This window comes from Variovorax sp. ISS6 (genome assembly GCF_056523145.1).
This window is the reverse complement of sequence record NZ_JAWRZC010000001.1, coordinates 1,402,047-1,419,570: the sequence shown is the minus strand read 5'-3', so window position 1 is coordinate 1,419,570 and position 17,524 is coordinate 1,402,047. Positions and strand designations below refer to the sequence as shown.

Below are 17,524 nucleotides of genomic sequence, written 5' to 3'. Positions count from 1 at the left end.
ATCTTGACGAGCCCGCTCCGCCCCGGGCCGGGACGAAAAAAAGCCGCCTCGAGGGGCGGCTTTTGCGATGAGCAAGCGCGCGGGCTTACTTCTTCTGGCGGTACTTGCGCAGCGCTGCGATCTGCGCGGCCATCACGGCCAGTTCCGATTGCGCCATCGCGATGTCGATGTCGCTCTTGGCGTTCTTCAGCGCTTCCTCGGCGGCGGCCTTGGCCTGGTTGGCCTTCTCGTCGTCGAGGTCCTTGCCGCGGATCGCGGTGTCCGACAGCACGGTCACGGCGTTCGGCTGCACTTCGAGGATGCCGCCGGCGACGAAGACGAACTCCTCGTTGCCGTCGGCCGTTTCGATGCGCACGGCGCCGGGGCGGATGCGCGTGATCAGCGGGGTGTGGCGCGGATAGATGCCGAGCTCACCGGCTTCACCGGGCAGCGCGACGAACCTGGCTTCGCCCGAGAAGATCGACTCTTCCGCGCTGACCACGTCCACATGAATGGTGCCTGCCATGGTGATTCCTTCTTAAGCGACCTTCTTGGCCTTCTCGAACGCTTCGTCGATGCTGCCCACCATGTAGAACGCCTGTTCCGGCAGGTGGTCGGCTTCGCCGTTCACGATCATCTTGAAGCCGCGGATGGTTTCCGACAGCGGCACGTACTTGCCGGGCGAGCCCGTGAACACTTCGGCCACGTGGAAGGGCTGCGACAGGAAACGCTGGATCTTGCGGGCACGGGCCACGGCGAGCTTGTCGTCGGGCGCCAGTTCGTCCATGCCCAGGATCGCGATGATGTCGCGCAGTTCCTTGTAGCGCTGCAGCGTGCCTTGCACGGCGCGGGCCACGTTGTAGTGCTCTTCGCCGACCACGTTCGGGTCGAGCTGGCGCGAGGTCGAGTCCAGCGGGTCCACGGCGGGGTAGATACCGAGCGAAGCGATGTCGCGCGACAGCACCACGGTCGAGTCCAGGTGGGCGAAGGTGGTGGCGGGCGACGGGTCGGTCAAGTCGTCGGCGGGAACGTACACGGCCTGGATCGAGGTGATCGAGCCGACCTTGGTCGAGGTGATGCGTTCCTGCAGGCGGCCCATTTCCTCGGCCAGCGTCGGCTGGTAGCCCACGGCGGAAGGCATGCGGCCCAGCAGTGCCGACACTTCGGTACCGGCCAGCGTGTAGCGGTAGATGTTGTCGACGAAGAACAGAACGTCGCGGCCTTCGTCGCGGAACGACTCGGCGATGGTCAGGCCGGTCAGCGCCACGCGCAGACGGTTGCCCGGGGGTTCGTTCATCTGGCCGTAGACCATCGACACCTTCGAGTTCGGCAGGTCGTCGAGGTCCACCACCTTGGCGTCCGACATTTCGTGATAGAAGTCGTTGCCTTCGCGGGTACGTTCACCCACGCCGGCGAACACCGACAGACCCGAGTGGGCCTTCGCGATGTTGTTGATGAGTTCCATCATGTTCACGGTCTTGCCCACGCCGGCGCCGCCGAACAGGCCCACCTTGCCGCCCTTGGCGAACGGGCACACCAGGTCGATCACCTTGATGCCGGTTTCCAGCAGGTCCTGCGAGGGCGACAGTTCGTCGTACGCGGGGGCCTTGCGGTGGATGGGGGCGGTCAGCTCCTGGCTGACGGGACCGCGCTCGTCGATGGGCGCGCCCAGCACGTCCATGATGCGGCCGAGGGTGGCCTTGCCGACCGGCACCGTGATGGGTGCGCCGGTGTTGGTCACGACGAGGCCGCGGCGCAGGCCGTCCGACGAGCCCAGCGCAATCGTGCGCACCACGCCATCACCAAGCTGTTGTTGCACTTCGAGGGTCAGCGCGCTGCCTTCGAACTTCAAGGCGTCGTACACCTTGGGCATCTGGTCACGCGGGAACTCCACGTCGACCACGGCGCCGATACATTGGACAATTTTTCCTTCAGCCATGGCGTTTCCTTCTGGATGGATTCTCAATAAATTTGCGACAGGTTCTTGCAGAAGCGTCCTGGTGCCAATGCGGGCCGCTTTTGCAAGAATGCCGGCCGGGCCGGCATCCTCGAAGTCAATGACGATGCGTTCGGATCTCTGCGCTCGCCGTGCTCAGCACTTCATCGCCGTGGCTTGCGCGGCGAAAGCGTCCGACGCAGCCTTGCAGGCCTGGCCCAGGGCGGCCTTGTCGGCGCCCATCGAAGCCCAGGTCGCCTTGGTCTGGTCGAGGCTGGCCTTCATCGCGTCGGCGGCGGCACCGCTTTGCGAGGCGACGCAGGCGCTGACCTTCGTCAGGTAGTCGTTGCACTCTTGCGGCAGGTCGGCGGCCGAAGCGGTCGGTGCTGCTGCGGCCGGTGCCGAAGCGGGCGCTGCCGGTGCCGCGGCGGGAGCCGATGCAGCGGGAGCAGGCGCCGGAGCCGGTGCGGCCGCCGGAGCGGGCGCGGGTGCCGGTGCCTCTTCCTTCTTGGAACAGGCGGTCAGAGCGGCAGCCACGGCTACCAGGGCGAGAAGTTTCTTCATTGAGTCGGGTCCCCTTCTTATGAGCTGGGCCGTTGTCACCGGTCCGCGTGCGAACCCGTGGGCAATGTGGCCCTGTGCATTGCCTCGATCAGACGCCCGCCGCCGCGGCCGCGCCCGACACGATTTCCGAAAGCTCCTTCGTGATGCCGGCCTGGCGGGTCTTGTTGTAGACCAGCTTCAGCTCGCTGATCACGTTGCCCGCGTTGTCGGTGGCGGCCTTCATCGCGACCATGCGCGCCGACTGCTCGGACGCCATGTTCTCGGCCACGGCCTGGTAGACCAGCGACTCCACGTAGCGCACCAGCAGCTCGTCGATGACGCTCTGCGCATCGGGCTCGTAGATGTAGTCCCAGGCGTGCTGGCCGCTCTCGACCTGCAGCGTCTCGGAAGCGAGCGGCAGCAGCTGCTCGACCACCGATTCCTGGCGCATCGTGTTGATGAACTTCGTGTAGCACAGGTACACGGCGCTCAGCTTGCCCTCGGCGTACGCGTCGAGCAGGACCTTGACCGGGCCAATCAGCTTTTCGAGGTGCGGCGTGTCGCCCAGCTGGGTGACATGCGACACCACGCGTGCGCCGATCCGGTTGAGGAAGCCCAGGCCCTTGTTGCCGATGGCGACCGCCTCGACCGCGTTGCCGGCCGACTGCTGCTCGCGCAGCTTGGCGGTGACGGCGCGCAGCACGTTGGTGTTCATGCCGCCGCACAGACCCTTGTCGGTCGTGACGACGATGAAGCCCGCGGCCTTGGCCTCGTTCTCCTTCATGAACGCGTGCGTGTACTCCGGATTCGCCTGGCCGAGGTTGGCCGCGATGTTGCGGATCTTCTCGCTGTAGGGGCGGGCGGCGCGCATGCGTTCCTGCGCCTTGCGCATCTTCGACGCGGCCACCATTTCCATGGCCTTGGTGATCTTCTTGGTGTTCTCCACCGATTTGATCTTGCCGCGGATTTCCTTACCAGCTGCCATGAGGATTCCTTTGGGGGTCGATCAGGCGAACGACTTCTTGAACGAGGTGATCGCCGCGTGCAGTTCGGCTTCCGAGTCCTTGTCGATCGCCTTGGCCTGTTCGACCTTGTCGAGCAGGGCCGCGTGGCTGGTCTTGAGGAACTGGTGCAGGCCGTGCTCGAAGGCCAGGACCTTCTTGACGTCGAGATCGTCCATGAAGCCCTTGTTGACCGCGAACAGCGACGCGCTCATCAGCGAGATGGACAGCGGGCTGTACTGGGCCTGCTTCAGCAGTTCGGTCACGCGGGCACCGCGGTCGAGCTGCTTGCGGGTGGCTTCGTCGAGGTCGGAAGCGAACTGCGCGAACGCAGCCAGTTCACGGTACTGCGCGAGGTCGGTACGGATACCGCCCGACAGGCCCTTGATCGCCTTGGTCTGTGCCGACGAGCCCACGCGCGACACCGAGATACCGGCGTTGATGGCGGGACGGATACCGGCGTTGAACAGGTTGGTCTCGAGGAAGATCTGGCCGTCGGTGATCGAGATCACGTTGGTCGGAACGAAGGCGGACACGTCGCCGGCCTGCGTTTCGATGATCGGCAGCGCGGTCAGCGAACCGGTCTTGCCCTTGACTTCACCCTTGGTGAAGGCTTCGACGTAGTCGGCGTTCACGCGGGCCGCACGCTCGAGCAGGCGGCTGTGGAGATAGAACACGTCGCCGGGGTAGGCTTCGCGGCCCGGCGGGCGGCGCAGCAGCAGCGACACCTGGCGGTAGGCCACGGCCTGCTTCGACAGGTCGTCATAGACGATCAGGGCGTCCTGGCCGCGGTCGCGGAAGTATTCGCCCATCGTGCAGCCCGAGTAGGCCGACACGTACTGCATGGCGGCCGATTCCGACGCCGATGCGGCCACCACGATGGTGTAGTCCATCGCGCCGGCTTGTTCGAGAGCGCGCACCACGTTCTTGATCGACGAAGCCTTCTGGCCGATCGCGACGTAGACGCAGGTCATGTTCTGACCCTTCTGGTTGATGATCGCGTCGATCGCCACGGCGGTCTTGCCGGTCTGGCGGTCGCCGATGATCAGCTCGCGCTGGCCACGGCCGACGGGCACCATCGAGTCGATCGACTTGAGGCCGGTCTGCATCGGCTGGTCGACGGACTTCCGTGCGATCACGCCCGGCGCGACCTTCTCGATCACGTCGGTCATCTTCGCGTTGATCGGACCCTTGCCGTCGATCGGCTGGCCCAGCGCGTTGACCACGCGGCCGATGAGCTCGGGGCCCACCGGCACTTCCAGGATGCGGCCCGTGCACTTGACGGTGTCGCCTTCCGAGATGTGCTCGTACTCGCCCAGAATCACGGCGCCGACGGAATCGCGCTCGAGGTTCAGCGCCAGGCCGTACGACGGGACGCCGTCGGCCGTGGGCGGGAACTCGAGCATTTCGCCCTGCATCGCGTCCGACAGGCCGTGCACGCGCACGATGCCGTCGGTCACCGACACCACGGTGCCCTGGTTACGGATGTCTGCGCTGACGCCAAGCCCTTCGATGCGGCTCTTGATCAGCTCGGAAATTTCTGCGGGATTGAGTTGCATGACTCTTTCCTTCTTTCAATAAATAGGGCTTACCGCGGCGACAGACCGCCTCAGGCGGTGAGCGCTGCTTTCATTTGTTCGAGCCGGGCCTTGACGGACATGTCGAGCACCTCGTCGCCGACCACGGCACGGATGCCGCCGATCAGCTCGGGATCGATCGCGACGCTCGTCTTGAGCTTGCGACCGAAGCGGCGCACGAGCGCCGCCTCGATGTCCTGCAGCGCGGCGCCTTCGATCGGGAAGGCGCTGTAGATCACCGCATCGGACGAACCGCTGCTGGCGTTCTTGAGGGCACGGAACTGGACCGCCACCTCGGGAACGGCCGCGAGGCGGCCGTTGTCGAGGACGGTGCGAAGGAAGTTCGTGCCGAGATCCGGCAGCGGCTGGGACAACAGGCCGGCGACCAGGCCGACGACCTGCTCGGGCGCGACCTTGGGATTGGCCGCGAACTGCATCAGCTGCGGGTTCCCGACGACGGCGGCCAGCTGGTCGATCCAGCCGGCGGTGGCGTCGAGGTTGCCGGCACTGGCCTGGAACAGCGCTTCAGCGTAGGGACGGGCAATGGTCGCGAGTTCGGCCATGTCGTCCTCAGAGCTCGGTCTTCAGGCGCTGGAGCAGGTCGGCATGGACGCCGGCATCGACTTCCTTGCGAAGGATCTGCTCGGCACCCTTGACGGCCAGCGCGGCGACCTGCTCGCGCAGGGCTTCGCGGGCGCGCACGGTCTGCTGCTCGGCCTCGTCGCGGGCAGCCGCGACGATCTTGCTGGCCTCTTCGTTCGCACGGCCCTTGGCTTCTTCGATGATCTGCTGGGCGCGGCGCTCGGCGTCGGCAAGACGGCTGGCGGTCTCGGTGCGAGACGCCGACAGTTCCTGTTCGACGCGCTGGTTGGCGGACTGCAGTTCGGCCTTGGCCTTGTCGGCGGCCGCCAGGCCCGCGGCGATCTTTTGTGCCCGGTCATCCAAAGCCTTCGCGATCGGCGGCCACACGAATCTCATCGTGAACAGCACGAGCAACAGGAAGACGATGGCCTGAACGAACAGGGTCGCGTTGATACTCACGGCAACACCTTTCTAGAGTGGCGTTGAAACCGGATTACTTCGGCAGGGCGGACAGGAAGGGGTTGGCGAACGCGAACAGCAGGGCGATGGCCACGCCGATCAGGAAGGCCGCGTCGATCAGACCGGCCAAGATGAACATCTTGGTCTGCAGGTCGTTCATCAGCTCGGGCTGACGGGCCGACGATTCCAGGAACTTGCCACCCATCAGGGCGATACCGATCGATGCACCGATAGCGCCGAGACCGACGATCAGACCACAGGCGAGGGCAACGAGACCGAGAACGTTGGATGCTTCCATGATGACTCCTTAGATTTAACTGGATGAATGCAAAAGAAAAAGAACGAAAGGGAACCGAGCCTCAGTGGGCCTCATGAGCCTGGCCCAGATAAATGAGCGTCAGCATCATGAAAATGAATGCCTGGAGCGTGATCACCAGAATGTGGAAGATCGCCCAGACAGTACCGGCAATGACGTGGCCCACTGGCAACAGCACTCCCGAGAACGACGCAGCCATCGCACCACCCATGAGCGCGATCAGCATGAAAACGAGTTCGCCCGCGTACATGTTGCCGAACAGCCGCATGCCATGCGACACGGTCTTGGCCACGTACTCGATGATCTGCATGAGCAGGTTGATGATGCCGAGGATCACGGCAAACGCGGGGTTCTTGCTGGTGCCGAACGGCGCGGTCACCAGTTCGTGCGCCCAGCCGCCGGCGCCCTTGATCTTGACGCTGTAGATCAGGCACAGCAGCAGCACGGAGGTCGACAGGCCCAGCGTGGTGGACAGGTCGGCCGTGGGCACGACGCGCATGTACGCATGGTGCGGATCGTGGCCGGCGACCTCGTGCAGCTTCGCCCAGATGGCCGGCAGCAGATCCACCGGCAGCATGTCCATGGCGTTGAGCAGGAAGATCCAGACGAACACCGTGAGCGCGAGCGGCGCGATGAACTTGCGGCTCTTGGCGTTGTGGATGTTGGCCTTGGCCTGGTTGTCCACCATCTCGACCAGGATCTCGACCGCGGCCTGGAAGCGGCCCGGCACGCCCGGCGTGGCCTTGCGCGCGGCGAGCCACAGCACGAAGCAGCCCAGCGCGCCGATGACCAGCGCATACAGGATCGAGTCGAGGTTGATGATGTTGAAGTCGACGATCGACTTCTGCACCACGGGATTGAGATTCCAGTCGACCTGCCAATGCTGGAGGTGGTGAACGATGTACTCACTCGCAGTCGGTGCGTGTCCTTCGGCGGCCATCTTCAGCGTCTCTTCTTAAACATCAAATCCGGTTCAACAACCTGGGCCGCACCATGAGCGCGATCCAGTACGTCTTCAGGGCGGCGATCACGCCGGCGACCAGCGCCAGCCAGTTCAGCCCGCCGATCAGCCAGGGCGCCGCGACCAGCATGGCCACGGTCAGCACGATCTTGATCGACTCCCACACAAAAAACCTCAGCATGGCAGCCGACTGTGACACTGCACCCGTTCCGCGCCGTACGCCTCGAACGAACAGTGCCGCCGGAACGGCCACCGCGATCGCCCCGTAGAGCGCCGACACGGCAGCCGAAGGCCGTCCAGTCCACATCCATGCCACCCCCGCCACGATCAATCCCAAGGCCACCTGGGCCCCGATCACCCACCAGGGCGACAGTCCGGGATTTTTCTCGCGCAACCGCCGTGCCTCTTCGGGCGTCAGCGGCTTGAAATCATCTTCTTCGGCCTCCACGTGGGCTTCCGGGGTTCTGGTTGTCATTTGGAATGCGACCCCTCGCCAGCCGAGAATTCTACAAAGCCTCTGATTATAAGGACAAACCCGCCCCGATCCGGACATCTTGGGCGCACAAGCGACACATTGGGGACGGCGCTCATAATTTGCGCCATGCAAGCCCTGCCCGCCACCCTGTGCCACCTCGATGGCGAATACCTCCCGCTGCGCGACGCGAAGATCAGCGTCCTCGATCGCGGCTTCATCTTCGGCGACGGCATCTACGAAGTGATCCCGGCCTACGACGGCCACCTGTTCTGCCTCGACGAGCACCTGGCCCGGCTCGAGCGTTCGCTCGCCGAGGTGCGCATCCCGAACCCGCACGACCGCGAGGGCTGGCGCGCCCTGGCGCAGCGGCTCGTGGACTCGGCCACGGAAGAGGCGACCGTTTCAGTCTACATCCAGGTCACGCGCGGGGTCGCGCCGCGCGACCACGCCATGGTCCAGGGCATCGCGCCCACCGTCTTCGCGATGGTCAACCGGCTCACCCTGCCGAATGAGGCGGCGCGCACCAACGGCGTGAAATGCGTGACGGCCGACGAGTTCCGCTGGGCCAAGGCGCACATCAAGAGCACCAGCCTGCTGGGCGCGGTGATCGCGCGCCAGATCGGCGTCGACGCGGGCGCGACCGAGACCGTGATGTTCCGCGACGAATGGCTCAGCGAAGCGGCCTCGAGCAACGTCTGGGTGGTCAAGGACGGCACCGTGTACGGCCCGCCGCGCGACAACCTCGTGCTGACCGGCATCCGCTACGGCCTGCTCGAGCGCCTGTGCGCCGAGCGCGGCATCCCGTTCGTGCTGCGGCGCATCGCGCGCGACGAGGTGTTCGTGGCCGACGAGCTGATGATCTCCTCGGCCACCAAGGAGGTGCTGCCCGTGACGCAGCTCGACGACCGGCCCATTGGCAATGGCCGACCCGGCCCCATCTACCAGAGCTTGTACGCGGCCTACCAGGAGGCCAAGCGACGCAACGCACAGGCGCAGCAGCCGCCACGAGGAGTATCCGCATGAGCACCGACCGTCCCGACACGCCCGCCACCGACGCCGTCACCGATCCGCGCAAGGATTCGCTGATCGAGTACCCCTCGCAGTTCCCGATCAAGGTGATGGGCGCGAAGGTCGACGGCTTCGTGCACGCGATCACCCAGATCGCCGAGCGCTTCGACCCGACGTTCGACGCCACCACCGTCGAGCTGCGCGACAGCAAGGCCGGCAACTACCTCGGCGTGACGATCACCGTGACCGCCACCAGCCGCGAGCAGCTCGACGACCTCTACCGCGCCCTGTCCTCGCACCCGATGGTCAAGGTCGTGCTCTGAGCACGGGCGAGCGATGCCGCGTTCCGCGCTGACACGCTGGCGGCACCTCGCGGCCGCGCTGTGCGCGGGCGGCCTGGCGGTGGCCTGCTCCACCGCCCCCAATCCCTACTACGACGCGAGCCGCCCGCACCACCGGCCCGACGGCTTCCAGGACAACTACGTCGAGTTCCAGCCCAAGAACTTCTTCATCGACGTGCTGGTGCGCTGGCAGATCCCGTCCTGGTTCAAGGGCCTGCCGAAGGCGCCCGAGGCGCCGCCGCCGGTGGTGAAGCCCGACCTCGCGCTGCTGCGCGCCAACGCCACGGCGCAGCCGATGCGCCCCACCGCCACCTTCATCGGCCATGCCAGCGTGCTGGTGCAGCTGCCGACCGCGGCCGGCGGCCTCCATGTGCTGACCGATCCGGTGTTCGGCGAACGCGCCTCGCCGGTGTCCTTCGCGGGCCCGAAGCGCTTCCAGCCGCCGGGCCTGGCGTTGGCCGAGCTGCCGCGCATCGACCTGGTGCTGATCAGCCACAACCACTACGACCACCTCGACGAGGCCAGCGTGAAGGCGCTCGCGGCGCAGGCCGGCGGATCGCCGCTGTTCGTGGTGCCGCTGGGCATCGCGCCCTGGCTGGCCGAGCGCGGCATCGCCAACGCGGTCGAGCTCGACTGGTGGGACAGCCTCGAGCTGCCGGCCGGCACGGGCGCCGGCAGCGCCCCGCCGCGGGCTTCGCAGGTGCGCATCCAGCGCAACGGCGCGGGCCTCGCGGCCGCGACGGACGCCACCCAGGTCTTCCTCACGCCCGCCCAGCACTGGAGCGCGCGCGGCCTCGGCGACCGCCTGAAGACGCTGTGGGGCGGCTTCGCCGTGCTGTCGCCGAAGCTGCAGCTCTTCTATTCGGGCGACACCGGCTACTCGCGCGACTTCGCCGACATCCAGGCCCGCTTTGCGCCGCGCCAGGGCCCGAGCCAGGGCGGCGGCTTCGACCTCGCGCTGCTGCCCGTGGGCGCCTACGAGCCGCGCTGGTTCATGAAGGACCAGCACGTGAATCCCGAGGAGAGCGTGCGCATCCACCGCGAACTCGGCGCCAGGCGCAGCCTGGGCGTGCACTGGGGCACCTTCGCGCTGACCGACGAGGCGCTCGACCAGCCGCCGCGCGACCTCACCGCCGCGCGCCAGGCCCAGGGCGTGGCCGCCGACGATTTCTTCACGCTCGCCATCGGCGAGACCCGCACCCTGCCCGAGCGGCAGCCCCCACGATGAGCACCGACACCGCAGCGCCCCCCATCGCCCTCGACCGGCAAGGCCGCGTCGACTACGCCGCCACCTTCGCCGCGATGAAGCAGTTCACGCTGGAACGCACGCCCGACACGGCCGACGCGCTATGGATTTGCGAGCACGCACCGGTCTTCACGCAGGGCATCGCGGGCCGCCAGGACCACATCCTCAACACCGGCGAGATCCCCGTGGTGCAGACCGACCGCGGCGGACAGGTCACCTTCCACGGCCCGGGCCAGGTGGTGGCCTATCCGCTGATCGACCTGCGCCGCGCGGGCTACTTCGTCAAGGAATACGTCTACCGGCTCGAGGAGGCGGTGCTGCGCACGCTGTCGCATTTCGGCGTCACCGGCCACCGCGTGGCGGGCGCGCCCGGCATCTACGTGCGCCTGGACGACCCGTTCTCGCACGCCGCCCTCACCGGCCCGCGGCCCGAGCACGACCCGTTCCGCGGCCTCGGCAAGATCGCCGCGCTGGGCATCAAGGTCAGCCGCCACGCCACCTACCACGGCGTGGCGCTCAACGTCGCGATGGACCTCGAACCCTTCTCGCGAATCAACCCTTGCGGCTACGCCGGGCTGCAAACGGTCGACCTTTCTACAATCGGCGTCCAATCCACATGGGAAGAAGCCGCCGCCGTGCTGGGCCGCAAGCTCGGTACTTTCCTGGCGCCTTGACGAGAACTCCAATGAGCACCACCGAAGTCGTCCGCGACGCCCAGAGCGCCGAAACCTACAACCCGCTGGCCAAGCAGAAGGCCGCGGCCAAGCTCTCGCGCATCCCCGTCAAGGTGATCCAGCAGGGCGAGGTGCTCAAGAAGCCCGAGTGGATCCGCGTCAAGGCCGGCAGCCCCACCACGCGCTTCTACGAGATCAAGCAGATCCTGCGCGAGAGCAACCTGCACACGGTCTGCGAAGAGGCTTCGTGCCCCAACATCGGCGAATGCTTCGGCAACGGCACCGCCACCTTCATGATCATGGGCGACAAGTGCACGCGGCGCTGCCCCTTCTGCGACGTGGGCCATGGCCGCCCCGATCCGCTCGACAAGGACGAGCCGCTCAACCTCGCGAAGACCATCGCCAAGCTGCGCCTGAAGTACGTGGTGATCACCAGCGTCGACCGCGACGACCTGCGCGACGGCGGCAGCCAGCACTTCGTCGACTGCATCAGGAACATCCGCGAGCTCTCGCCGATGACGCAGATCGAGATCCTGGTGCCCGACTTCCGCGGCCGCGACGACCGCGCGCTCGAGATCCTCAAGGCCGCGCCGCCCGACGTGATGAACCACAACCTCGAGACCGCGCCGCGCCTGTACAAGGAAGCGCGCCCGGGCAGCGACTACCAGTTCAGCCTCAACCTGCTGAAGAAGTTCAAGGCGCTGCACCCCGACGTGCCGACCAAGAGCGGCATCATGGTCGGCCTCGGCGAGACCGACGAGGAGATCCTGCAGGTCATGCGCGACATGCGCGCCCACGACATCGACATGCTGACCATCGGCCAGTACCTGTCGCCGTCGGGCTCGCACCTGCCGGTGCGCCGCTACGTGCACCCCGACACCTTCAAGATGTTCGAGGAAGAGGCCTACAAGATGGGCTTCTCGCACGCGGCCGTGGGCGCGATGGTGCGCTCGAGCTACCACGCGGACCAGCAGGCGCACGCGGCCGGCGTCTGAGCCGCGCGAGCCCCCGCACAGAGCGGCCTCCGGGCCGCTTTTTTCATGGCGCGGCCCGTCGCCTCGGGCTCACCGGGCGCGGGGCATCTTCGCTATCCTGCACGACCGGCAACGACCGAGGACCGACCTTGCAGCAACCCGCTTCCGCTTCTTCCGACGCTTCCTTTCAGGCCCTGATGGAACGCGACTTCGGCGTGATCGCCGACCTGATCCGCTTCCACGCGCACAACACCCCCGAGCGGCCCGCGCTCGCCGATGCCGCGCAGCAACTCGACTACCGCGCGCTCGACGCGCTGATGGACCGCATCGCCGCCAGCCTGCAGCGCGACGGCCTGCGCGCCGGCGACGCGATCGCGGTCTGCGCCGCCTCGTCGGTGAACTACGCGGCCGTGTTCCTGGGCGCGCTGCGCGCGGGCGTGGCGGTGGCGCCGCTGGCCCCGGGCTCCACGCCGGCCAGCCTGGCGCGCATGATCTCGGACGCCGATGCGCGCATCCTCTTCGCCGACGCGGGCGCGGCCGAGGTGATCGGCCCGGCGCAGCCCGGCGGCATCGCGCGCGTGGCGCTCGACGGTTCGGCCATCGGCCGCTCGCTGGTCGACTGGCTCGCGCCCGAAGGCGCCACGCCCGAGCCCGCCGACGTGCAGCCCGGCACGGCCTTCAACATCATCTATTCCTCGGGCACCACGGGCGAACCCAAGGGCATCGTGCAGGGCCACGGCATGCGCTGGGCCCACGTGCAGCGCGGTGCCAAGTACGAGTACGACAGCCACACCGTCACGCTGCTGTCGACGCCGCTCTATTCCAACACCACGCTGGTCGTGTTCTTCCCCACGCTGGCCTTCGGCGGCTGCGTGGTGCTGATGCCCAAGTTCGACGCGCTCGGCTACCTGCAGCTGGCCGAACGGCACCGCGTGACCCACACCATGCTGGTGCCGGTGCAGTACCAGCGGCTGATGGCGCATCCACGCTTCGACGCGCACGACCTCTCGGCCTACCGCTTCAAATTCAGCACCAGCGCGCCCTTCAATGCCGCGCTCAAGGCCGACGTGCTCGCGCGCTGGCCCGGCGGGCTGATCGAGTTCTACGGCATGACCGAGGGCGGCGGCACCTGCATCCTCGAGGCCCACCTGCATCCGACCAAGCTGCACACCGTGGGCCAGCCGGCACCGGGCAGCGACATCCGGCTGATCGACGAGGAAGGCCGCGAGCTGCCGGCGGGCGACACCGAGGTGGCCGGCGAGGTGGTCGGCCACTCGGCCGGCATGATGACCGGCTACCACCGCCAGCCCGAGAAGACGCGCGAGGCCGAGTGGTTCGACGCGACGGGCAAGCGCTTCATCCGCACCGGCGACGTGGGCCGCTTCGACGCCGACGGCTTCCTCACGCTGTTCGACCGCAAGAAGGACATGATCATCAGCGGCGGCTTCAACATCTACCCGAGCGACCTCGAGGCGGTGCTGCGCGGCCATGCGGCCGTGGCCGACGTGGCGGTGGTCGGCGTGCCCTCCGAGCAATGGGGCGAGACGCCGGTGGCCTTCGTGGTGCGGCGCGAGGGCGATGCCACCCCCGGCGACGCGCTGCTGCAGTGGGCCAATGCCCAGCTCGGCAAGACGCAGCGGCTCGCGGGCCTGGAGCTGATCGACGAACTGCCGCGCAGCGCGATCGGCAAGGTGCTCAAGCGCGAACTGCGAGAACGCGTTCGCGGCTGACGCGCCGCGCGCCGGAGACCGGGCAGGATCGCGGCAGATGAAATCGCTGCGCGGTCAACTGGTCTTCTTCTGGGTGCTGCTGCTCGGCATGTGCGCGGCGCTCGCGGTCGTGATGTTCACGCTCTACCGCAGCAGCGCGGGCGCCCAGGTGGCGGCCGGACGCGCCGCCACCGAGCAGTCCTGCCGCGCGATCGCGGCGCGCTACGCCAGGTCGATCGCCACGCCCGCGCCGCCGCGGCCCGAACTCGACCTGCTGCGCGTGCTGCTGCAGCTGGTGCTGATCGAGGCGCCGCATGTCGAGGGCGGCGTCTGGCATGCGGTCGACGGCCCGCTGGCCTACGCCTACCCGACCTACGAGGGCAGCGGCGTCAAGCGCGACGTGCCCGCGGCCGAGCAGCCGCTGATCGCCCAGCTGGCGCAGCTCGCGGCGCGCACCCGCCAGCCGCAGACCGACGTGGTGCGCGGCAGCCGCGAGGCGCTGATCGTCTCGGCCTGCCCGCTGCCGGCGCCGGCCGACGACCTCGCGGCCTGGACCATGACGCGCACCAACGGCGGCGCGCTCGCGGCCCAGGACAGCCTGCGCACCGGGCTCGGCGTGCTGCTGTTGCTGGTGTTGGCCTCGGGCCTGTGGCTGGGCTCGATCCTGCTGCGCGGGCTGCGCCATGTGCAGCGCCTCGAGAGCCGGCTGGCGCGGGCCGACGCCGATGGCGACGCCATGCCCGAGCTGCCGCGCACCGGCGTGCGCGAGCTCGACCGCATCGTCGACGGCTTCAACCGCTACCGGCTGCGCTTCGAGGAGGCGCGCGCCCACCTGCGCGCGGCCGCGCAGCAGCGCAGCCGCGACCAGCGGCTGGCCGCGCTGGGCCGCATGACGGGCGGCATCGCGCACGAGATCCGCAACCCCATCGCCACCATGCGGCTGAAGGCCGAGAACGCGCTGGCCGCCTCGCCCGAACGGCAGGGCCCGGCGCTGCAGGCCATCGTCGGCCAGATCGACCGGCTCGACGGACTGGTGCAGAGCCTGCTGGCGCTGGTGCAGCCCGTGACGCTGGCCCCGGTGCCGGTGCCGCTCGCGCGCTGGCTCGAGGAGCGGCTGGCGGCCGTGGCGCCGAAGGCCGAGGCCGCGGGCGTGCGGCTCGTGCTGCGGCACGAGGCGCCCGACAGCGCCGTGTTCGACCCCGTGCACCTGGCGCGCGCCATCGACAACCTGCTCGACAACGCCGTGCGCCATGCGCCGCGCGGCGGCGAGGTCGTGCTCGCGGCGGTGCAGCCCGATGCGCGCACGCTGGCGCTGCGCGTCGACGACGACGGCGCGGGCGTGCCCGAGTCGCTGCAGGCCAGCCTGTTCGAGCCCTTCGCCACCGGCCGCGCCGACGGCACCGGCCTGGGCCTGGCGCTGGCGCGCGAGGTGGCGCTGGCGCATGGCGGCGAGCTGCGCCACCTGCCGCTGGCGCCGGGCACCCGTTTCGAACTGGAGCTTCCATGGCGCACCTCCTGATCGTCGACGACGACGACGCCTTCCGCGACACGCTGGCCGAAACCCTCGAGGGCCTGGGCCACGAGGTGACGGCCGTGGCCGGCGGCGCCGAGGCCATCGAAGTGCTCGCGCGCACGCGCTTCGACGCCGTGTTCCTAGACCACCGCATGCCCGGCATGGACGGCCTGCAGACGCTCTCGGCGCTGCGCGCCCGCGCGGGCAGGCTGCCGCCGGTGATCGTGCTCACCGCGTTCTCGAGCGCGGGCAACACCATCGAGGCGATGCGCCTGGGCGCCTTCGACCACCTGGCGAAGCCGATCGGCCGTGAGGCGGTGCGCGAGGTGCTCGAGCGCGCGCTGCAACAGCGCACGGCGACCGCGCCCTCGGCCGCACCCGACGACGCGGACGACGCCGAACTGATCGGGCCGAGCGAAGCCATGCGCGAAGTGCACAAGCGCATCGGCCTGGCGGCCGCCAGCGCGATGCCAGTGCTGGTGCTCGGCGAGACGGGCACCGGCAAGGAGATGGTGGCGCGCGCGCTGCACCGCCATTCGGCGCGCGCCGGCGGGCCCTTCGTGGCCATCAACTGCTCGGCCATCCCGAAGGAGCTGCTCGAGAGCGAGCTGTTCGGCCATGTGCGCGGCGCCTTCACGGGCGCCACCGGCGAGCGGCCCGGGTGCTTTCGCGCGGCCGACGGCGGCGTGCTGCTGCTCGACGAGATCGGCGACATGGCGCTCGACGTGCAGGCCAAGATGCTGCGCGCGCTGCAGGAGGGCGAAGTGACGCCGCTGGGCGGGCACCGCACGGTGAAGGTCGACGTGCGCGTGGTCGCCGCGACCCACCGCGACCTGCGCGCGGCCGTGCGCGAGGGGCGCTTCCGCGAGGACCTGCTGTACCGGCTCGACGTGCTGTCGATCCGCCTGCCGCCGCTGCGCGAGCGGCTGGCCGACATCATCCCGCTGGCCGAGCACTTCCTGCGCCGCGCGGTCCCGCGCGATGCGACCGAGCCGCCGAAGTCGCTGTCGGCCGAGGCCGCCCGCCGCCTGCTCGGCCATCCCTGGCCCGGCAACGTGCGCGAGCTGCGCAATGCGATGGAGCGCTGCCAGGCGCTGGTGCGGCACCGCGTGATCGGCGAGGCCGACCTGGCCGCCGCGCTGGGTGCCGCGCCGGCCGTCGATGCCGCGCCGGCGCTGCCCGCGGACTGGCTCGAGGCCGAACTGCCGGTGGCCGTCGAAAGGCTGGAGCGGCTGCTGATCGCGCATGCGCTCGCGCAGGCGCAAGGCAACCGGGCCGAGGCCGCGCGCCGGCTCGGCATCCACCGCCAGCTGCTCTATCGCAAGCTGACGCAGTACGGGCTCGAGTGACGCGGTGTCCGGAAAGCGGACGCCCGCTGTCCCCGGATCATCCGGACGCCGCCGCGGCGGCGCTCGCAAGTCGTTGATTCCAAAGGATTCCGGTGCTGGCACGTTGCGTGAGATGTCCTGGAGACATCCACCCCGCAAGGAGCCTCCCATGACCGTCCGCACCCCCTTCATCGCCGCCGCCCTCCTGCTCGCGGGCGGCACGGCCTTCGCCCAACTGCCGTCCCCGCCGCCCGGTGCTCCGCTGCCCCCGGGCGCCGCAACCGCCGCGCCCGAGGCCGGCACGGTCGTCACAGGCCGCGTGCAGCGCTTCCTGCTCAACCCCGGCGGCGAGGCCGACGGCCTGCTGCTGGCCGACGGCACCCAGGTCGCGTTCCCGCCGCACCTGTCGGCCGACGCGATGCAGCTGCTGCGGCCCGGCGACACGGTGCAGGTCGGCGGCTGGCGCGCGCCCGGCGTGCCGGTGCTGCGCATGCGCTCGCTCGAGGCCAACGGCCGCAGCCTGGCCGACACCCCGCCCACGCCCGGCATGGCGCCGCCGCGGCCGCCGCGCGAACCGGGCGCGCTCGACGCGCTGAGCGCGCAGGGCCGCATCGACCGCCTGCTCTACACCGACCGCGGCGATGTGAACGGCGTGCTGCTGGCCGACCAGACCATCGTGCGCTTCCCGCCGCACGTGGGCGCGATGTACCGCGACCAGCTGCGGCCGGGCGCCGAGCTCCATGCGCGCGGCTGGGGCACGCGCGGCGCGCAGGGCACGGCGCTCGAGGCCACCGGCCTGGGCCCGACGGCGGACACGGTCGCCGAGGTGCTGCGCGGTCCACGTCCGGGCCTGGGCATGGGGCCCGGTCCGCGCCCTGCCCCGCGCGGCCCGGCTTCCTGAT

19 protein-coding genes are annotated in these 17,524 nt (G+C 68.9%); 9 read left to right on the top strand and 10 right to left on the bottom strand.

Going from position 1 to position 17,524, the window contains the following annotated elements:
- Nucleotides 1-85: 85 nt before the first annotated feature.
- The 10 genes from AC1HIL_RS06620 to AC1HIL_RS06575 all read right to left on the bottom strand — a co-directional run bounded on the left by AC1HIL_RS06620 (nucleotide 86) and on the right by AC1HIL_RS06575 (nucleotide 7,829).
- On the bottom strand, nucleotides 86-505 hold the full coding sequence (locus AC1HIL_RS06620; RefSeq protein WP_057593975.1) for a F0F1 ATP synthase subunit epsilon: 420 nt from the start codon (nucleotides 503-505) through the stop codon (nucleotides 86-88).
- 12 nt (nucleotides 506-517) lie between these two features.
- Complete coding sequence (gene atpD / locus AC1HIL_RS06615; RefSeq protein ID WP_057593976.1) at nucleotides 518-1,918, bottom strand: F0F1 ATP synthase subunit beta; 1,401 nt, start codon at nucleotides 1,916-1,918, stop codon at nucleotides 518-520.
- Nucleotides 1,919-2,071: 153 nt separating this feature from the next.
- A complete protein-coding gene (locus tag AC1HIL_RS06610; RefSeq protein WP_057593977.1) occupies nucleotides 2,072-2,479 on the bottom strand; it encodes a hypothetical protein in 408 nt (135 codons plus the stop codon).
- 88 nt (nucleotides 2,480-2,567) lie between these two features.
- Nucleotides 2,568-3,443 carry a F0F1 ATP synthase subunit gamma gene (atpG, locus tag AC1HIL_RS06605; RefSeq protein ID WP_479671415.1) on the bottom strand — a complete coding sequence of 292 codons (876 nt, stop codon included), beginning with the start codon at nucleotides 3,441-3,443 and terminating at the stop codon, nucleotides 2,568-2,570.
- Between the two features lie 21 nt (nucleotides 3,444-3,464).
- Nucleotides 3,465-5,018, bottom strand: coding sequence for a F0F1 ATP synthase subunit alpha (gene atpA, locus AC1HIL_RS06600; RefSeq protein ID WP_057593979.1), 1,554 nt, complete (start codon nucleotides 5,016-5,018; stop codon nucleotides 3,465-3,467).
- A 50-nt stretch (nucleotides 5,019-5,068) separates the two neighbouring features.
- Nucleotides 5,069-5,599 carry a F0F1 ATP synthase subunit delta gene (locus AC1HIL_RS06595; protein WP_057593980.1) on the bottom strand — a complete coding sequence of 177 codons (531 nt, stop codon included), beginning with the start codon at nucleotides 5,597-5,599 and terminating at the stop codon, nucleotides 5,069-5,071.
- Nucleotides 5,600-5,606: 7 nt separating this feature from the next.
- Nucleotides 5,607-6,077 carry a F0F1 ATP synthase subunit B gene (locus tag AC1HIL_RS06590; protein WP_057593981.1) on the bottom strand — a complete coding sequence of 157 codons (471 nt, stop codon included), beginning with the start codon at nucleotides 6,075-6,077 and terminating at the stop codon, nucleotides 5,607-5,609.
- 34 nt (nucleotides 6,078-6,111) lie between these two features.
- A complete protein-coding gene (gene atpE / locus AC1HIL_RS06585) occupies nucleotides 6,112-6,375 on the bottom strand; it encodes a F0F1 ATP synthase subunit C (protein WP_057593982.1) in 264 nt (87 codons plus the stop codon).
- A gap of 61 nt (nucleotides 6,376-6,436) precedes the next feature.
- Entirely contained in the window at nucleotides 6,437-7,333 is an 897-nt protein-coding gene (gene atpB / locus AC1HIL_RS06580) for a F0F1 ATP synthase subunit A (protein WP_057593983.1), read from the bottom strand.
- 22 nt (nucleotides 7,334-7,355) lie between these two features.
- Nucleotides 7,356-7,829 (bottom strand): ATP synthase subunit I, encoded by a 474-nt coding sequence (locus tag AC1HIL_RS06575; protein ID WP_057593984.1) that lies wholly within the window; start codon nucleotides 7,827-7,829, stop codon nucleotides 7,356-7,358.
- A gap of 126 nt (nucleotides 7,830-7,955) precedes the next feature.
- On the opposite strand from AC1HIL_RS06575, the gene AC1HIL_RS06570 reads away from it, so the two are divergent.
- The 9 genes from AC1HIL_RS06570 to AC1HIL_RS06530 all read left to right on the top strand — a co-directional run bounded on the left by AC1HIL_RS06570 (nucleotide 7,956) and on the right by AC1HIL_RS06530 (nucleotide 17,523).
- Nucleotides 7,956-8,852, top strand: coding sequence for a D-amino acid aminotransferase (locus AC1HIL_RS06570; protein ID WP_479671414.1), 897 nt, complete (start codon nucleotides 7,956-7,958; stop codon nucleotides 8,850-8,852).
- Nucleotides 8,849-9,160, top strand: a complete 312-nt coding sequence (locus AC1HIL_RS06565) for a YbeD family protein (RefSeq protein ID WP_261215533.1) — start codon at nucleotides 8,849-8,851, stop codon at nucleotides 9,158-9,160. Before AC1HIL_RS06570 ends, AC1HIL_RS06565 begins: the two co-directional genes overlap by 4 nt.
- Nucleotides 9,161-9,173: 13 nt before the next feature.
- On the top strand, nucleotides 9,174-10,406 hold the full coding sequence (locus tag AC1HIL_RS06560; RefSeq protein WP_479671413.1) for an MBL fold metallo-hydrolase: 1,233 nt from the start codon (nucleotides 9,174-9,176) through the stop codon (nucleotides 10,404-10,406).
- Complete coding sequence (gene lipB / locus AC1HIL_RS06555; protein ID WP_479671412.1) at nucleotides 10,403-11,098, top strand: lipoyl(octanoyl) transferase LipB; 696 nt, start codon at nucleotides 10,403-10,405, stop codon at nucleotides 11,096-11,098. Before AC1HIL_RS06560 ends, lipB begins: the two co-directional genes overlap by 4 nt.
- An 11-nt stretch (nucleotides 11,099-11,109) precedes the next feature.
- A complete protein-coding gene (lipA, locus tag AC1HIL_RS06550; RefSeq protein ID WP_057593988.1) occupies nucleotides 11,110-12,093 on the top strand; it encodes a lipoyl synthase in 984 nt (327 codons plus the stop codon).
- Nucleotides 12,094-12,269: 176 nt separating this feature from the next.
- The gene (locus AC1HIL_RS06545; protein WP_057593989.1) at nucleotides 12,270-13,802 is read left to right on the top strand and encodes a class I adenylate-forming enzyme family protein; all 1,533 of its coding nucleotides are present in this window, start codon (nucleotides 12,270-12,272) and stop codon (nucleotides 13,800-13,802) included.
- Between the two features lie 37 nt (nucleotides 13,803-13,839).
- Nucleotides 13,840-15,300 (top strand): sensor histidine kinase, encoded by a 1,461-nt coding sequence (locus AC1HIL_RS06540; RefSeq protein WP_057593990.1) that lies wholly within the window; start codon nucleotides 13,840-13,842, stop codon nucleotides 15,298-15,300.
- A complete protein-coding gene (locus tag AC1HIL_RS06535; RefSeq protein ID WP_479671411.1) occupies nucleotides 15,285-16,643 on the top strand; it encodes a sigma-54-dependent transcriptional regulator in 1,359 nt (452 codons plus the stop codon). The genes AC1HIL_RS06540 and AC1HIL_RS06535 overlap by 16 nt, the downstream gene beginning before the upstream one ends.
- 148 nt (nucleotides 16,644-16,791) lie before the next feature.
- A complete protein-coding gene (locus tag AC1HIL_RS06530; protein WP_479671410.1) occupies nucleotides 16,792-17,523 on the top strand; it encodes a hypothetical protein in 732 nt (243 codons plus the stop codon).
- Nucleotide 17,524 lies beyond the last annotated feature (1 nt).

Coding starts and splice junctions, on each gene's coding strand:
- AC1HIL_RS06545 (WP_057593989.1), top strand. CDS start 12,270: ATGGAACGCGACTTCGGCGTGATCGCCGACCTGATCCGCTTCCACGCG.
- atpE (WP_057593982.1), bottom strand. CDS start 6,375: ATGGAAGCATCCAACGTTCTCGGTCTCGTTGCCCTCGCCTGTGGTCTG.
- atpG (WP_479671415.1), bottom strand. CDS start 3,443: ATGGCAGCTGGTAAGGAAATCCGCGGCAAGATCAAATCGGTGGAGAAC.
- atpD (WP_057593976.1), bottom strand. CDS start 1,918: ATGGCTGAAGGAAAAATTGTCCAATGTATCGGCGCCGTGGTCGACGTG.
- AC1HIL_RS06575 (WP_057593984.1), bottom strand. CDS start 7,829: ATGACAACCAGAACCCCGGAAGCCCACGTGGAGGCCGAAGAAGATGAT.
- AC1HIL_RS06565 (WP_261215533.1), top strand. CDS start 8,849: ATGAGCACCGACCGTCCCGACACGCCCGCCACCGACGCCGTCACCGAT.
- atpB (WP_057593983.1), bottom strand. CDS start 7,333: ATGGCCGCCGAAGGACACGCACCGACTGCGAGTGAGTACATCGTTCAC.
- AC1HIL_RS06620 (WP_057593975.1), bottom strand. CDS start 505: ATGGCAGGCACCATTCATGTGGACGTGGTCAGCGCGGAAGAGTCGATC.
- AC1HIL_RS06530 (WP_479671410.1), top strand. CDS start 16,792: ATGACCGTCCGCACCCCCTTCATCGCCGCCGCCCTCCTGCTCGCGGGC.
- AC1HIL_RS06595 (WP_057593980.1), bottom strand. CDS start 5,599: ATGGCCGAACTCGCGACCATTGCCCGTCCCTACGCTGAAGCGCTGTTC.
- AC1HIL_RS06610 (WP_057593977.1), bottom strand. CDS start 2,479: ATGAAGAAACTTCTCGCCCTGGTAGCCGTGGCTGCCGCTCTGACCGCC.
- AC1HIL_RS06540 (WP_057593990.1), top strand. CDS start 13,840: ATGAAATCGCTGCGCGGTCAACTGGTCTTCTTCTGGGTGCTGCTGCTC.
- lipB (WP_479671412.1), top strand. CDS start 10,403: ATGAGCACCGACACCGCAGCGCCCCCCATCGCCCTCGACCGGCAAGGC.
- AC1HIL_RS06535 (WP_479671411.1), top strand. CDS start 15,285: ATGGCGCACCTCCTGATCGTCGACGACGACGACGCCTTCCGCGACACG.
- AC1HIL_RS06560 (WP_479671413.1), top strand. CDS start 9,174: ATGCCGCGTTCCGCGCTGACACGCTGGCGGCACCTCGCGGCCGCGCTG.
- lipA (WP_057593988.1), top strand. CDS start 11,110: ATGAGCACCACCGAAGTCGTCCGCGACGCCCAGAGCGCCGAAACCTAC.
- atpA (WP_057593979.1), bottom strand. CDS start 5,018: ATGCAACTCAATCCCGCAGAAATTTCCGAGCTGATCAAGAGCCGCATC.
- AC1HIL_RS06570 (WP_479671414.1), top strand. CDS start 7,956: ATGCAAGCCCTGCCCGCCACCCTGTGCCACCTCGATGGCGAATACCTC.